We start from the raw sequence: 14,129 nt of genomic DNA on the forward strand, positions 1-14,129 counted from the left end.
CCCTCCGCCGCTAGCCGTGCGCCGCATGCGCGGCGCGCACGGCGGCGACGATGTTCGGGTACGCGCCGCAGCGGCACAGGTTGCCGCTCATGCGCTCGCGGATCTCGTCGTCCGACAGATGCGCGGGGCGGCGCCGCACGTCGTCGGTGGCGGCGCTGCCGGCGCCCGCCGCGAACTCGTCGAGCAGCGCGGTCGCCGAGCAGAGCTGGCCGGACGTGCAATAGCCGCACTGGAACGCATCGTGTTCGACGAACGCGCGCTGCACCGGGCTCAGCTCGCCGCCGCGCGCCAGCCCTTCGACGGTCGTGATCCGCTCGCCTTCGTGCATCACCGCGAGCGTCAGGCATGCGTTGATGCGCCGCCCATCGACGAGCACCGTGCACGCGCCGCACTGCCCGCGATCGCAGCCCTTCTTCGTGCCCGTGAGGCCGGCGTATTCGCGCAGCGCGTCGAGCAGCGTGACGCGCGGTTCGAGCTGCAGCGTGTACGCCCGCCCGTTGATGTCGAGATGCACGGGCCGCGCCGGCACCGAATCGCGGCGGGGCGCGGCAGGTGCGGCTGCCGCGTGCGGCGGCTGCGGATGAACGTGCGAGGCGGCGCTGACGGTCGCGGCAGCCGCCGCGGATTGCAGGAAGCGGCGCCGCGCGGCGCTGGGCGGCGTATCGTGCGGCGACGGCGGCGCCGCTGACTGGCCGGGCCCGCGCGGCGCCGGGGCGGCGTCGCGCGCCGGCTCGGCGGACGGAGAATCGGATCGATCGCTGGACATGGCTTCTGCTCGCTCCATGGTTGATGGACGCGGATGTGCCGCCCGCGCCCGGAGGGCGGCGCGGTCGGCACGCGCATCGCGCAAAGAGCAATTCCGGTGCCGCGAAACGGGGGAGCAGCGCCCATGTGCAATGCCGGCCCCGCCTCGTGGCGCGCACCGGGCGGCAAACGGGTCGGGTCGTCGCTGACTGCGCGTCCATGACGCCACGCTGGCGCACGGCTGGCCGTTCGCTGACGAAGCGGCAATAACGCCCGGATTTTTCGACGTGACCGGCAACGCATCGGTCACAAATTGCCGGCCGCATGTGCCGTGCCGCGCATGGCGTCCGCGTCGCCACGGCCGGGCCGAGGCGTTGCGCGCCGTGTAAATGCGCGCAGCATCCGCGTTCGCTGGAAAATTCCGCCATGCGTGCCGCGGCCGATTACCGCGAAGGCATCCGGTCAGCGTGACGAAAACATGTCGCGATGCCGCCGGAATCGCAAACGATTCACCGAAACGTCGCATCGCGGCGGCATACTCGAAAACGTTTCCCGATCAGCCTTGCCAGGAGAGAAGTCATGCGTCGCGTTTTCGTCGCCGTCGTTCTGTGTGCCGCCGTGTTCGTCGCCGCCTGCAGCGACGACGCACCGCACGACGCCAACGCGACCGACGCCGCCGCGCCGCAGGCCGGCGCATCGAACGGCGCCGCCAGCGCGTTCAACAGCGGCGCGAGCGCGAACGCCGCCGCGTCGGATGCCGCGCCGCTCGCGCCGCCCGTCGTGCACTACCCGCCCGATGACGACGACGATGCGAAGCCCGCCACGAACGCGGCCGCGTCGAGCGCCGCCGCGTCGATGCCGGGCTGATCCCGCTGTCGCCTGACAGGAGTCGGTACCGCTCGGGGAGCGCGGTGGGCGCTCGCGTCGCGCCGCCACCGGCATGACGACACGGTGGATGGCGGCGTGAACGGCACGGTGCCGCGCCGCTTCGCGGGCCGTGTCGAGCATGGCCGCGCCGCTGTTCGGCCCCCGGCCGCCGTCAGGCCCGTTTCCGCGCCGTAGGCGCGACAGCCACCGCGCGGCCTGCGCGTCAGACCGCGTGCGCGAGCGCGCGGTCGACGCGCGCGGCCTCGAAGCCGTCGTCCGCGTCGCGAAAGCGCAGCGGCGCCGCGCAATGCACCAGCGTGTCGATGAAGTACTTCGCGCGCGGCCACGGCCCGAAGCCGGCCGCCGTGTTGATGTGCCCGGCGTCGCCGAGGTTCACGAACGCGCTGCCCAGGCGCTGCGCGAGTGCGCGAGCATCGGCGAGCGGCATCCACGGATCGGTCTCGCTGCCGATCACGATCGACGGCACCGCGAGCCGGCGCGCGTCGAACGGTCCGGCAAACGTGAATTTCTTCGGGCTGGCCGGCGCGACGAACAGCACGCCCGCCACATCGCCCACGTGCGGCCACTGCGCGAGCGCATGCGCGGCCGCGAGGCAGCCGAAGCTGTGCGCGGCGAGCACGAACGGGCCGCGCTCGCGATCGAGCAGCGCGCGCACCGATTGCGCCCAGCCCGCGAGATCGGGCGCGTCCCAGTCGTGCTGCTCGACGCGCAACGAGCGCGGGAACTGCCGCTCGAGCCAGGTCTGCCAGTGGGCGCCTTCGCTGCCGTGCAGGCCCGGAACGGTGACGAGCCGCGGCGGCCACGCCGATTTGCTGCATGCGCGCATGATTGCCCTCGCTTGCTTGAACACGAGGTTCGATTGTGGCGTCGGGTACGCGGCGACCGAACCAATATTTTGTGCTTTGCTTTTGCGCGGGGCGATGACCGCCGGCGGCCCGGCCACCGCGCGACGACGGCCCGCATCGGCCGCACGCTCCGTGCGGCGGCGCAACGCGCGGCGAAACCGTAGAATGTGGGCTTCCCGTCAGCTTCACACGGAACCGGGCCCCGCGCCGACGCGCCGGGCCGTCCGTCAGGAGACGCCCGATGTCCGCCATGTCCGCCGGCGCGCCGCGCCCGGCTCCGCTCACCGTTCCCGTGACGCGCCTCGCCGGCGCGCGCGCCCTCGCGCAATGAAGATCCTGTTCCATTCACCGCATCAGGAAGCCGACGCATGGCGCGACGAGATCGCGCGGGCGCTGCCGGAAGCCGAACTGCGCGCGTGGCAGCCGGGCGATACGGCCGCCGCCGACTACGCGCTCGTATGGCGCGCGCCGCGCGAGTTCTTCACGCCGCGCGACGGCCTGCGCGCGATCTTCAACCTCGGCGCGGGCGTCGATGCGCTGCTCGCGCTCGAGCACGCCCATCCGGGCACGCTGCCCGCGCACGTGCCGCTGGTGCGGCTCGAAGATTCGGGCATGGCGCGGCAGATGGTCGAATACGTGACGCACGCGGTGCTGCGCTACCTGCGCCGCTTCGACGAATACGACCTGCTCCAGCGCGAACGCCGCTGGCAGCCGCTCGAACCGCACGCGCGCGCAAGCTTCACCGTCGCCGTCCTCGGGCTCGGCGTGCTCGGCGCGCAGGTCGCCCGCGCGCTCGCCGCACTCGGCCTGCCGGTGCGCGGCTATAGCCGCAGCGTGAAGCAGCTCGACGGCGTCACCACGTTCGCCGGCGACGGCGCGTTCGACGCGTGCATCGACGGCGCGAAAGTGCTCGTCAATCTGCTGCCGAGCACGCGCGACACCGACGGCATCCTGTCGGCGCGCGCATTCGCGCGGCTCGCGCGCGGCGCATACGTCGTCAACGTCGCGCGCGGCGCGCATCTCGTCGAAGCCGACCTGCTCGACGCGCTCGCGAGCGGCCAGGTCGCCGCGGCCACGCTCGACGTGTTCCAGCACGAACCGCTGCCGGACGACCATCCGTTCTGGCGCGCGCCGCGCATCACGATCACGCCGCACAGCTCGGCCGAGACGCTGCGCGCGGAAGCCGTCGAGCAGATCGCCGGCAAGATCCGCGCGTTCGAGCGCGGCGCGCCCGTCAGCGGCATCGTCGACTACGCACGCGGCTACTGAATTCCGCCACAAAGAGAAACCAGGAGACAACCATGACGTTCCCCACCGCCGTCAAGATCGTCGAAGTCGGCCCGCGCGACGGCCTGCAGAACGAGAAGACCTTCGTGCCGACCGACGTGAAGATCGCGCTCGTCGACCGGCTGTCGCGCGCCGGTTTTCGCAACGTCGAGGCCGCGTCGTTCGTGTCGCCGAAATGGGTGCCGCAGATGGCCGACGGCGCCGACGTGATGGCCGGCATCGAGCGCCGCGCGGGCACCGTGTACTCGGTGCTCACGCCGAACCTGAAGGGCTTCGAGCATGCGCTCGCCGCCCGCGCGGACGAAGTCGTGATCTTCGGCGCGGCGAGCGAGGCGTTCTCGCAGCGGAACATCAACTGCAGCATCGCCGAGAGCATCGCGCGCTTCGAGCCCGTCGCGAAGGCCGCGAAGGATGCGGGCCTGCGGCTGCGCGGCAGCGTGTCGTGCGCGCTCGGCTGCCCGTATCAGGGCGAGGTGCCGGTGGCGTCGGTGGTCGACGTCGTCGAGCGGTTCGCCGCGCTCGGCTGCGACGAGATCGACATCGCCGACACGATCGGCGTCGGCACGCCGAAGCGCACGCGCGAAGTGCTCGCGGCGGTGACGCGCGTGTTCCCGCGCGAACGCCTGTCGGGCCATTTCCACGATACCTACGGCCAGGCGCTCGCGAACATCTACGCGGCGCTGTTCGAAGGAATCGAGATCTTCCACGCGTCGGTCGCGGGCCTCGGCGGCTGCCCGTACGCGAAAGGCGCGACCGGCAACGTCGCGACCGAGGACGTGCTGTACCTGATGCAGGGCCTCGGCATCGAGACCGGCATCAATCTCGCGCAGGTCGTCGCCGCCGGCGACTTCATCTCCAACGCGATCGGCCGCGCGAACGTGTCGCGCGCCGGTCGCGCACTGCTCGCCAAGGCGCAGAGCGCGGCCGACGCCGCGAACTGCGTCTGATCGCGCCACTCCACGGATTCTCCAACATGACGACACCCGCTTCATTCGACTCCCTGCCCGATTCCGCGCGACGCGTCGCGCTGCTGCTGCGCGAGCGCGGCCATGCGAAAGGCATCGTGATGCTCGCCGAAACCGGCAAGACGTCGGCCGAGGCCGCGGCCGGGCTCGGCTGCTCGGTCGCGCAGATCGCGAAGTCGATCCTGTTTCGCCGGCAGGCCGACGACGCGCCCGTGCTCGTCGTCGCGAGCGGCGTCAACCGCGTCGATGAAAAGAAGGTCGCCGCGCAGGTCGGCCCGGTCGGCCGCGCGGACGCGAAGTTCGTGCGCGACAACACCGGCTATGCGATCGGCGGCGTCTGCCCGATCGGCCATCTGGTCGAACCGATCACGCTGATCGACGCCGACCTGCTCGCGCTCGACAGCCTGTGGGCCGCCGCCGGCCATCCGCACGCGGTGTTCAACCTGTCGCCGCACGAGCTCGTGTCGCTGACGGGCGCGCCCGTCGCGGACGTCGCGTTGCGGGAGTCCGCATGAGCGACGTGACGATGCCGGTCGCCACGGTCGCGTCGCCGTGCACCGACGTCTGCCGGATCGATCCGCGCACCGACTGGTGCGCGGGCTGCCTGCGCACGCGCGGCGAGATCAAGGGATGGCGTGAGTCGGACGACGACGCGAGGCGCGCGCTGCTCGCGCGGCTGGACGCGCGGCGGCGCCTGATCGCGGGCAGCGAGACATAAAAAAAAGCCGTTCAGCCTCACGGGCGAACGGCATCGAGATCGGAATCCTGTGAACGTGATCAACGTCACAGCCCGCATCATACGAGCGACGCGGCCGCATCGCATCGGGTGTTTCCCTACAACTTCCTGCCGCGCTTTTCGCGGCTGCACGCGACGCCCTCTCGCGCGCAATCGCCGTTCCCGACACGCGCAGTCGGCGCGCCGCGGCGCGACCGCGCAGCCGCGCCGAATCGTCCGACCGTATCAGTTGCCGACCGCCTCGCGACGCGCGGGCACGATGCGCCAGCCGAGGTTCACGCCGGCCGCCGCGAGCAGGATCAGCAGCGCGCCGAACATCTGCGTCCACGCGAGCGTCTGCCCGAACGCGATGCGATCGACGGCGATCGCGACGACCGGATAGACGAACGACAGCGCGCCCGTCATCGCGGTCGGCAGCTTCTGCACCGCGCCGTACAGCAACACGTACATCAGCCCCGTGTTGACGATGCCGAGCACGATCAGGTCGGCCCATTGCCCGGCCGTCGCCGGCAACGTGTCGAAGTGCGCGAACGGCGCGAGCAGCACGATGCCGAGGCCGACCTGCAGCAACGCGAGCAGATGCGGCGGCGTGCCCTTCAGGTGCTTCGTGATGATCGACGAGATCGCATACAGGAACGCCGCGCCGAGCGACAGCGCGACGCCTTCCAGATATGCGCCGGGCACCGCGAGCACGGCCGGCTCGACGCGCACCACGAACACGAGCCCCGCGAACGCGAGCACGAGCCACGCGACCGTCGACGCGGTGATCCGCTCGCGGAACACGATCGCGCCGAGCGCGACCAGCATGAACGGCTGCGTGTTGTAGACGGCGGTCGCCATCGAGATCGACGCACGCGAATAGGCGGCGAAAAGCAGCAGCCAGTTCGCGACGATCGCGAGGCTGCCGAGCGTCACGAGCACGAGCATCCGCGGCGAGAACAGCGAGCGGCGCAGGAAGCCGAACGCCGCGCAGACGATCGCGAGCGTCGCCGTGCCGAATACGCAGCGGAAGAACACGACATTGGTCAGCGGCTGCTGCGACGACATCACGAGCCAGCCGATCGTGCCGGACATCAGCATCGCGACGATCATCTCGGCGGCGCCGCGGCGAATTTCATTCGTGGCCATCATGGATTCCGTTGAAGAGAGGGGATGACTTCGATTCTAGAAACTTGCCTTCGCCACAACCACGGCTAAACTGAAGCCAATCAGCCGATTCACCTTCGAAACCAAAGCAATCATGCCGAAACGCCTTTCCCCGCCCGCCGTCGCGTCGCTCGACGCGACCGACCGCGCGATCGTCGCCGCGCTGGCCGACGACGCACGCATCGCGACCAGCGAACTCGCCCGGCAGATCGGTCTGTCGGCGCCCGCCACCGCCGACCGCGTGCGGCGGCTCGAGGCGCAAGGCGTGATCGCCGCATTCACCGTCGAGCTCGACCCGCGCGCGCTCGGCTATACGCTGCAGGCGATCGTCCGCGTGAAGCCGCTGCCGGGCCAGTTGCATCTGGTCGAGGAGTTGCTGCGGCGGATTCCGGAATTCGTCGAATGCGACAAGGTCACCGGCGACGACTGCTTCATCTGCCGGCTCTACCTGCGCACGATCGAGCACCTCGACGACATCCTGTCGAAGGTGACGGAGCGCGCGGAGACGAGCACCGCGATCGTGAAATCGACGCCCGTGCCGCGCCGCCTGCCGCCGCTCGTCGAAGACGACCACGCGCGTCGCTGAGCCGCTGGCGGCGCATACCGCCGAGCCGTCGGCGGCGCACACCACTGAACCGCGGGCGGCACGCCCGCACGCACCGTCACGCGGCTGGGTCGCGCGCCTCGAAGAACGCGAGCAGTTCGTCGATCAGCGCGGCCGGCGCCTCTTCCGCAATGTAGTGCCCGCAGTCGAGCGCGCGGCCGCTGACGTCGCGCGCGACGCGCCGCCATTCGTCGAGCGGATCGAAGCAGCGGCCGACGACCCCGTGCTCGCCCCACAGCACGCGCAGCGGGCACGCGACCTTGTTGCCGCGTTCGAGGTCCGCACGGTCGTGCTCGAGATCGATCGTCGCCGACGCGCGGTAGTCCTCGCACATCGCATGCACGGCGCCCGGCTGCGCGAGCGCCGCCCGGTACGCGTCGAGCGCCTCGGGCACGAACGGCGCGAGCCCGGCCGAGCGGTTGCCCATCACGCGTTCGATGTACGCATCGGTGTGCCCGCCGATCAGCGTCTCGGGCAGCGGCTCGGGCTGGATCAGGAAGAACCAGTGGAAATACGCGGTCGCGAACGCGCGATCGGTTTTCTCGTACATCGCGAGCGTCGGCGCGATGTCGAGCAGCATCATCCGCTCGACGGCATTCGCGTGATCGAGCGCGAGCCGGTGCGCGACCCGCGCGCCGCGATCGTGCGCGCACACATGGAAATGCTCGAAGCCGAAATGCCGCATCACGGCGACCTGGTCCGCCGCCATCGCCCGTTTCGAATACGGCGCGTGCCGCGCGTCGCTCGGCGGCCGGCCCGATGCGCCGTAGCCGCGCAGGTCGGTGGCAATCACCGTGAAGTGATTCGCAAGCGTCGCGGCAACGCGATGCCAGATCATGTGGGTCTGCGGATGGCCGTGCAGCAACAGCAGCGGCGGCCCCGCGCCTCCTTTGACACCGAAGATGTCGGTGTCCTGCACCGTCACGCGAAACGATGCAAACGCGTCAAACGACATGGTTTGTTTCTCGTTGGTTTGTTATGGCGGCTATTTTAAAAGTGCCGGCGCGTCTTCACAGCGAGGTCACCGCCCGAAACCGTAGAAAGAGAACACTCACTCGATTGCCGGCACACCGCGCCTTTTGCTAAGCTCGCGTAGAATCGCACGACCGTTCGTATTAATATGACCGAATGCGTTCCGCGGCTACACTCGAATCACCGTTCGACCGCCACGCCCCCGGAGACTGGAGACATCACATGGCATTGCCCACCGTCCTGCAGAACCTGACGCTCCCCGTCATCGCGTCGCCGATGTTCATCGTCAGCTACCCCGAACTCGTGCTCGCGCAATGCAAGGCGGGCATCGTCGGTTCGTTCCCCGCGCTCAATGCGCGCCCGGCCGAACTGCTCGACGAGTGGCTCACGCAAATCCAGTCGGAACTCGCCGAGCACAAGGCGAAACATCCCGACGCGGTGATCGGCCCGATCGCGGTCAACCAGATCGTCCACCAGTCGAATGCACGGCTCGAGCACGACGTGCGCGTGTGCGTCGAGCACAAGGTGCCGATCTTCATCACGAGCCTGCGCGCGCCGGCGCGCGAGATCGTCGATGCGGTGCACGGCTACGGCGGCATCGTGCTGCACGACGTGATCAACCTGCGCCACGCGCAGAAGGCGCTCGAAGCCGGCGTCGACGGGCTGATCCTCGTCGCGGCCGGCGCCGGCGGCCACGCGGGCACGACGTCGCCGTTCGCGCTGGTCGGCGAAGTCCGCAAGATCTTCGACGGCCCGATCGTGCTGTCCGGCTCGATCGCGAACGGCGGCTCGATCCTCGCCGCGCAGGCGATGGGCGCCGACTTCGCGTACATGGGCACGCGTTTCATCGCGACGCAGGAAGCGCACGCGATCGACGACTACAAGCACGCGATCCTGAACGCGAAATCGTCGGACATCATCTACACGAACCTCTTCACGGGCGTGCACGGCAACTACATCCGCGAGAGCATCGAGAAGGCCGGCCTCGATCCGGACGCGCTGCCGGAATCCGACAAGACCAAGATGAATTTCGGCAGCGACAAAACCAAGGCATGGAAGGACATCTGGGGCGCCGGCCAGGGCGTCGGCCTGATGGACGATCTACCGAGCGTGGCTGCGCTCGTCGAGCGGCTCAAGCGCGAGTACGACGACGCGAAGGCGCGGCTCGGCATCCCGCGCTGAAGGATGCGGCGGCCGTGGTGGCCGCCATCGGCCGCCATCGGCGCGAGATCGTCGCCCCAACGAAAAAAGCGCGAACCGCAGCGGTTCGCGCTTTTTTATTGCCCCGCCGCGGCGGAACGACGCGGCTCAGCCCGCGCGCTTCATCCGCGTGATCGGCAGCACGCGCAGGCGCGATTCGATCGACGGACACAGCGACTGCCCCTCGAAACGCGCGGCGAGGAAGTCGACGAACGAGCGCACCTTCGCGGACACGTGACGACGGCTCGCGTACACCGCATAGATCGGCGCCTCGTGCGGCGGCACCGAATCGAGCAGCACCGGCACGAGCCGGCCCGCTTCGATGTCGTCGCCGACCACTTCGGTGCCGAGCAGCGCGATGCCCGCGCCGGCGAGCACGGCCGCGCGCAGCCCTTCGAGATGGTTCACGATCAGGTTGCCGTTCAGGCTCACGCGCGACGCGGCGGCCGCGTCGATCACCAGCGAATCGAGCATCGTCGAATTCGAATCGCGCCGCAGGTAGTTGTGATTCGCGAGATCGGCGATCGTCCGGGGCGTGCCGTGCTTCTCCAGATACGCAGGCGACGCGACCAGCAGGATGTGCGCGGTCGCGATCTGGCGCGCGACCAGCGACGACGATTTCAATCCGTTCGGCGCCGCGCGCACCGCGACGTCGTAGCCCTCCTCGATCAGGTCGACCACGCGATCGGACAGCGTCATGTCGACGGTCACGTCCGGGAACCGGCCCGCATAATCGGTGACGGCCTGCATCACGTGCCGCAGCCCGAACGCGGACAGCGACGTCACGCGCAGCCGGCCCTGCGGCACCACGCTCGCGGCGCCGACGGCCTGCCCGGCTTCGTCGAGTTCGGACAGCGCCTGCACGAGGCGCTCGTAGTATTCGCGTCCCGCCTCGGTCGGCGCGACGCGTCGTGTCGTGCGATGCAGCAGCCGGGCGCCGAGCTGCTGCTCGAGGTGCATCACGTGCTTGCTCGCCATCGCCGCCGACATCTGCATGCGCTCCGCCGCGCCGACGAAGCTGCCCACTTCGACGACGTAGCGAAACACATTCATGCTGACGAGGGTATCCATCGAACTAGCTCGCAATCCCGGGAAATCGACCAATTACGAGATAGGGTAACAAAGGCGGGGAAACAGAAAGGTCAAGAAAGGCAAAACGGCGCCGCGGGTGGCGGCGCCGCTTCGGACTGAAAATGACGGGCAGGAAAACATGCAGCCGGAACGCGCGATCGACGCGAGGCCGGCGCACCGATCGCGCGTGCGCGTCAGAACTTCGCGCGGATGCCGGCGCCGAACGTGTTGCCGGTCGACAGGCCGCTGATGTGATCGTTCATGTAGGCCCCGTAGACGTCGGTGCGCTTGGACAGCGGATAGTCGTAGCCGACGGCCCAGGTCTGGCGCGTCTGGTCGAGGCCGCCCGCGTCGCGCGAGTACGCATACGACGCCATCGCGTTGCCCACGCCGATCGGCACCGACACGCCGCCCTGCGCGGTGTTCACGTGCCAGCTGCCCGCGACCTGGTCGTTCTTCGTATACATGTACTGGCCGAACAGCTTCACGAGCTTCAGGTCGTAGGTGGCGCCGACCAGCGCGATGCCCTGGCTCTTCATGCCGGTCACGAGCGCGCTCAGGTCCTGCGGGCCGTTGTTGAAGTTCACGTACTGATACACGGCGGTCGCCGCGAACGGGCCGTTCGCGTAGTTGAACTGCGCGCTCCACTTCTTCGAACGGTTGTCGCCGGCCTGGTTGCCGAGCGCGTACATCGCGCCGAAGTTCAGGCCCCCGAACGAAGGCGACGTGTAACCCAGCGCGTTGTTCCAGCCCGAATCGCCCACCGCGCCCTGGTCGCTCGGATAGGTCGGGAACGTGCCGAGGCCGAGGAACACGTGATACACCATCGGCGAGAAGGTGTACGAGTCGTAGAACGGGTTGAACAGGATCGTCGACAGGAACAAGTGCGTCGTCAGGCGACCCGCCGTCACCGTGCCGTACGGCGAGCTGATGCCGACGTACGCGTTGCGCGCGAAGAACGTGTCGCCCTGGAAGCGGCCGTACTGGCCGTTCTGCGCACGGAAGAAGCTCTCCAGCGTGAAGATCGCCTTGTAGCCGCTGCCGAGATCCTCGGCGCCGTGCAGGCCCCAGTACGACGTCGACATGCCGCCGCCCGACACGTTCCACGCGCGATCGCCGCCCGGGAACTTGGTGGCGCCGACCCATTCGTCAACCTGCCCGTAGAGCGAGACGCTCGACTGCGCATGGACGGGTGCGGCAGCCGCCACGCAGGCGGCTGCGGCGATCAGCTTGACGGACGTGCGCGACGCACGGCGGGCGAGTGCTTTCATGGGATCTCCAGGTTTTGTCGAATAGTCGATAAGTGGCGCGAGCGTTGTTGTATGGAGCCGAGTGCTTGCGTCGTATGGGGCGCAGCCATCTTTACGGATCATTCGTCCGGTCAAAATTGCGCACGCTTATTGCGGGTATAGCGTCGGCATTAACTTCGCGGCAGGTATCCATGGCCGCACGCACGGCGGCGGCCCGGCACGAACGCGGTCGCACGGGCGGGCGGCGGCGCGGCATGGCGTGCCGGGCGCGAAAGATAGCGCAATGCGGCGGGAAAATCAGCGGGAATCTGCGCGCGACTGTGGCGAATTCGCATCAGCCGGCAAGGGGACGAGCGCCGGGGCGCTCAGTTTCGGTAGAACGGGGAGAAAAACGGCGAGTGCGCAGGCTCTTCCTGCGAGCGAGGCGGCGGCATCGGGCGGCCGCCGCGCTCCTCGTTGTAGCGCGCGACGTCGGCGCGGATCGAGCCGGCTCGCAGCGGGACGTTGCCGCCGCCGGGCGGGCGCGGCATCTGGCGGACTTCGGCGTTGATCGGCCGATACGGGCTTTGCGCGGCGTAATGGCCGTACGACGGTGTCGGGCGCAGCCCCCAGCGGGAGCCGGCACCGCTCACGCCGCCGGGACGCACGCCGGCAGACGGCGGCACGCGACGCCACACCGGAGCGCCGCCGGCGGGCTGACCGTACGCGCGCATGTCGCCGCCGCCGAAGCCGTGGCTGCCGAACCCGTGACCGCCGTGGGGAGGCTGGGCGAGCGCGAGCGGCATCAGCAGCGTGCCGAGCACGCATGCCGCCCATCGTCCGATCTTCCGTTTCACCCGTTCCGTCATCGTTCCGTGCCCATCGACGCCCGCCGTCGGCTCCTTTCGGCCGACCCAAGGCTTTCAGCAGTAATTTATGAGCGGGGGGAAAGCGTGTCGAGCCAAAAAGTGTTATGTCGCCGGCATCGGTGTAACACCATGTTACTGCTAGGTTTTTTCACTTCCGGGCGCGATCGCGACGGAACGTTCTTCCGCGGTTTTGGCCGCCGCCGCGACTCGTACGGCGGCCGCCGTTGCATGCCACCGATTCATCAATCGATTCGCACAATGAATTTGTGTAGTGAATCGTCAACCGGGACAATAACGCCATCCGCGCGCGCGACGCGCGCCTTCGTCGTTTCCGAATCGAGTTCCCGATGGCCCGTCCCCGTTTTCTTCCCGACAACTTCACGCTCGCGCTCGTCGGCACCGTCGTGCTGGCGAGCCTCGTGCCCTGCCGCGGCCCGGCCGCCCACGCGTTCAACTGGGCGACCAACATCGCCGTCGGCCTGCTGTTTTTCCTGCATGGCGCCAAACTGTCGCGCGAAGCCGTCGTCGCGGGCGCGACGCACTGGCGGCTGCACGCGCTCGTGCTGCTCAGCACGTTCGCGCTGTTCCCGCTGCTCGGCCTCGCGCTGAAACCCGTGCTGCAGCCGCTCGTCACGCCGACGCTGTATGCGGGCGTGCTGTTCCTCTGCACGCTGCCGTCGACGGTCCAGTCGTCGATCGCGTTCACGTCGATCGCGAAGGGCAACGTGCCGGCCGCCGTGTGCGCGGCCTCCGCTTCGAGCCTGCTCGGGATCTTCGTCACGCCTGCGCTCGTCGGGCTGATGATCACGTCGCAGTCGGCTGCGGCCGCGTCGCCGTGGAGCACCGTCGGCAGCATCGTGATGCAACTGCTCGTGCCGTTCATCGCCGGGCAGTTGCTGCGGCCCGTGATCGGCGGCTGGATCGACCGCAATCGCGGCGTGCTGCGCTTCGTCGACCAGGGCTCGATCCTGCTGGTCGTCTACGTCGCGTTCAGCGAGGCCGTCAACGAGGGGCTGTGGCACCAGATTCCGCCGCGCGCGCTCGGCGGCCTGCTCGTCGTCAACCTCGTGCTGCTCGCGATCGCGCTGCTGCTGACCGCGTTCGTCAGCAAGCGCCTCGGCTTCAACCGTGCCGACCAGATCACGATCATCTTCTGCGGATCGAAGAAGAGCCTCGCGGCCGGCGTGCCGATGGCGAAGGTGATCTTCTCGGCGAACGCGGTCGGCGCGATCGTGCTGCCGCTGATGCTGTTTCACCAGATCCAGCTGATGGCGTGCGCGGCGCTCGCGCAGCGCTGGGGCGCGCGCGACACGAGCGGCGAGCACGACGAGCGCGGCGCGACGGCCGCGTCCGGCGCGCTGAGCGCGGGCAAGCGCTGACGCGTCCGGGGGCGCGATGGCCGCCGCGGGCGGCTTTCCGCCTTCCGCCTTCCGCCTTCCGCCTTCCGCCTTCCGCCTTCCGCCTTCCGCTTTCCGCTTTCCGCCTACCGCTCATCGCCCCCCGTTTTCGGTCCCTCGCCCCTTCCGGCCACGCGCCGACGCGCATCCGGCGCGATGCACCGGCAACGCCGGTC

The 14,129-nt window shown here is 69.2% G+C and carries 15 protein-coding genes; 8 read left to right on the top strand and 7 right to left on the bottom strand.

What is annotated here, in order from left to right:
• Positions 1-10: 10 nt before the first annotated feature.
• Positions 11-766: a (2Fe-2S)-binding protein gene (locus tag KPB06_RS05570; RefSeq protein ID WP_059576466.1), complete on the bottom strand. Its 756-nt coding sequence runs from the start codon at positions 764-766 to the stop codon at positions 11-13.
• A gap of 557 nt (positions 767-1,323) precedes the next feature.
• Here KPB06_RS05570 and KPB06_RS05575 point away from each other — a divergent pair.
• Positions 1,324-1,611 (top strand): hypothetical protein, encoded by a 288-nt coding sequence (locus KPB06_RS05575; RefSeq protein ID WP_059576462.1) that lies wholly within the window; start codon positions 1,324-1,326, stop codon positions 1,609-1,611.
• A gap of 223 nt (positions 1,612-1,834) precedes the next feature.
• Here KPB06_RS05575 and KPB06_RS05580 read toward each other — a convergent pair whose 3' ends face one another.
• Positions 1,835-2,458 (bottom strand): RBBP9/YdeN family alpha/beta hydrolase, encoded by a 624-nt coding sequence (locus KPB06_RS05580; protein ID WP_059576476.1) that lies wholly within the window; start codon positions 2,456-2,458, stop codon positions 1,835-1,837.
• A gap of 346 nt (positions 2,459-2,804) precedes the next feature.
• Between KPB06_RS05580 and KPB06_RS05585 the strand changes: the two genes are divergently transcribed.
• From KPB06_RS05585 to KPB06_RS05600, 4 genes are read left to right on the top strand one after another with little or no spacing between them, the layout of a single operon-like run.
• A complete protein-coding gene (locus tag KPB06_RS05585; protein ID WP_059576459.1) occupies positions 2,805-3,746 on the top strand; it encodes a 2-hydroxyacid dehydrogenase in 942 nt (313 codons plus the stop codon).
• A 32-nt stretch (positions 3,747-3,778) separates the two neighbouring features.
• Positions 3,779-4,711: a hydroxymethylglutaryl-CoA lyase gene (locus KPB06_RS05590; protein WP_059576456.1), complete on the top strand. Its 933-nt coding sequence runs from the start codon at positions 3,779-3,781 to the stop codon at positions 4,709-4,711.
• A gap of 26 nt (positions 4,712-4,737) precedes the next feature.
• Positions 4,738-5,244 carry a YbaK/EbsC family protein gene (locus tag KPB06_RS05595; protein ID WP_059576453.1) on the top strand — a complete coding sequence of 169 codons (507 nt, stop codon included), beginning with the start codon at positions 4,738-4,740 and terminating at the stop codon, positions 5,242-5,244.
• A complete protein-coding gene (locus tag KPB06_RS05600) occupies positions 5,241-5,447 on the top strand; it encodes a DUF1289 domain-containing protein (protein WP_006477621.1) in 207 nt (68 codons plus the stop codon). Before KPB06_RS05595 ends, KPB06_RS05600 begins: the two co-directional genes overlap by 4 nt.
• Before the next feature lie 243 nt (positions 5,448-5,690).
• Here KPB06_RS05600 and KPB06_RS05605 read toward each other — a convergent pair whose 3' ends face one another.
• The gene (locus tag KPB06_RS05605) at positions 5,691-6,593 is read right to left on the bottom strand and encodes a DMT family transporter (RefSeq protein ID WP_059576451.1); all 903 of its coding nucleotides are present in this window, start codon (positions 6,591-6,593) and stop codon (positions 5,691-5,693) included.
• 112 nt (positions 6,594-6,705) lie between these two features.
• Here KPB06_RS05605 and KPB06_RS05610 point away from each other — a divergent pair, with 112 nt between their 5' ends.
• Positions 6,706-7,197, top strand: coding sequence for an Lrp/AsnC family transcriptional regulator (locus tag KPB06_RS05610; protein ID WP_059576448.1), 492 nt, complete (start codon positions 6,706-6,708; stop codon positions 7,195-7,197).
• Between the two features lie 76 nt (positions 7,198-7,273).
• On the opposite strand, the gene KPB06_RS05615 is transcribed toward KPB06_RS05610, so the two are convergent.
• On the bottom strand, positions 7,274-8,170 hold the full coding sequence (locus KPB06_RS05615) for an alpha/beta fold hydrolase (RefSeq protein ID WP_060010411.1): 897 nt from the start codon (positions 8,168-8,170) through the stop codon (positions 7,274-7,276).
• Positions 8,171-8,409: 239 nt separating this feature from the next.
• Between KPB06_RS05615 and KPB06_RS05620 the strand changes: the two genes are divergently transcribed.
• Complete coding sequence (locus KPB06_RS05620) at positions 8,410-9,369, top strand: NAD(P)H-dependent flavin oxidoreductase (RefSeq protein ID WP_059576442.1); 960 nt, start codon at positions 8,410-8,412, stop codon at positions 9,367-9,369.
• Between the two features lie 126 nt (positions 9,370-9,495).
• Here the strand turns inward: KPB06_RS05620 and KPB06_RS05625 are convergent, their stop codons facing one another.
• The 3 genes from KPB06_RS05625 to KPB06_RS05635 form a co-directional block, all read right to left on the bottom strand.
• On the bottom strand, positions 9,496-10,458 hold the full coding sequence (locus KPB06_RS05625; protein ID WP_059576438.1) for a LysR family transcriptional regulator: 963 nt from the start codon (positions 10,456-10,458) through the stop codon (positions 9,496-9,498).
• Between the two features lie 194 nt (positions 10,459-10,652).
• The gene (locus KPB06_RS05630; RefSeq protein WP_059576435.1) at positions 10,653-11,729 is read right to left on the bottom strand and encodes a porin; all 1,077 of its coding nucleotides are present in this window, start codon (positions 11,727-11,729) and stop codon (positions 10,653-10,655) included.
• Between the two features lie 344 nt (positions 11,730-12,073).
• On the bottom strand, positions 12,074-12,556 hold the full coding sequence (locus tag KPB06_RS05635; RefSeq protein WP_059576432.1) for a hypothetical protein: 483 nt from the start codon (positions 12,554-12,556) through the stop codon (positions 12,074-12,076).
• Between the two features lie 347 nt (positions 12,557-12,903).
• Here KPB06_RS05635 and KPB06_RS05640 point away from each other — a divergent pair, with 347 nt between their 5' ends.
• Entirely contained in the window at positions 12,904-13,935 is a 1,032-nt protein-coding gene (locus KPB06_RS05640; RefSeq protein ID WP_059576430.1) for a bile acid:sodium symporter family protein, read from the top strand.
• Positions 13,936-14,129 lie beyond the last annotated feature (194 nt).

Source organism: Burkholderia semiarida (genome assembly GCF_029268935.1).
GTDB lineage: Bacteria > Pseudomonadota > Gammaproteobacteria > Burkholderiales > Burkholderiaceae > Burkholderia > Burkholderia semiarida.

Bases quoted from the DNA above. Each gene is read 5' to 3' on its own strand.
- KPB06_RS05570 (WP_059576466.1), bottom strand. From the start codon at position 766: ATGTCCAGCGATCGATCCGATTCTCCGTCCGCCGAGCCGGCGCGCGAC.
- KPB06_RS05575 (WP_059576462.1), top strand. From the start codon at position 1,324: ATGCGTCGCGTTTTCGTCGCCGTCGTTCTGTGTGCCGCCGTGTTCGTC.
- KPB06_RS05580 (WP_059576476.1), bottom strand. From the start codon at position 2,458: ATGCGCGCATGCAGCAAATCGGCGTGGCCGCCGCGGCTCGTCACCGTT.
- KPB06_RS05585 (WP_059576459.1), top strand. From the start codon at position 2,805: ATGAAGATCCTGTTCCATTCACCGCATCAGGAAGCCGACGCATGGCGC.
- KPB06_RS05590 (WP_059576456.1), top strand. From the start codon at position 3,779: ATGACGTTCCCCACCGCCGTCAAGATCGTCGAAGTCGGCCCGCGCGAC.
- KPB06_RS05595 (WP_059576453.1), top strand. From the start codon at position 4,738: ATGACGACACCCGCTTCATTCGACTCCCTGCCCGATTCCGCGCGACGC.
- KPB06_RS05600 (WP_006477621.1), top strand. From the start codon at position 5,241: ATGAGCGACGTGACGATGCCGGTCGCCACGGTCGCGTCGCCGTGCACC.
- KPB06_RS05605 (WP_059576451.1), bottom strand. From the start codon at position 6,593: ATGGCCACGAATGAAATTCGCCGCGGCGCCGCCGAGATGATCGTCGCG.
- KPB06_RS05610 (WP_059576448.1), top strand. From the start codon at position 6,706: ATGCCGAAACGCCTTTCCCCGCCCGCCGTCGCGTCGCTCGACGCGACC.
- KPB06_RS05615 (WP_060010411.1), bottom strand. From the start codon at position 8,170: ATGTCGTTTGACGCGTTTGCATCGTTTCGCGTGACGGTGCAGGACACC.
- KPB06_RS05620 (WP_059576442.1), top strand. From the start codon at position 8,410: ATGGCATTGCCCACCGTCCTGCAGAACCTGACGCTCCCCGTCATCGCG.
- KPB06_RS05625 (WP_059576438.1), bottom strand. From the start codon at position 10,458: ATGGATACCCTCGTCAGCATGAATGTGTTTCGCTACGTCGTCGAAGTG.
- KPB06_RS05630 (WP_059576435.1), bottom strand. From the start codon at position 11,729: ATGAAAGCACTCGCCCGCCGTGCGTCGCGCACGTCCGTCAAGCTGATC.
- KPB06_RS05635 (WP_059576432.1), bottom strand. From the start codon at position 12,556: ATGACGGAACGGGTGAAACGGAAGATCGGACGATGGGCGGCATGCGTG.
- KPB06_RS05640 (WP_059576430.1), top strand. From the start codon at position 12,904: ATGGCCCGTCCCCGTTTTCTTCCCGACAACTTCACGCTCGCGCTCGTC.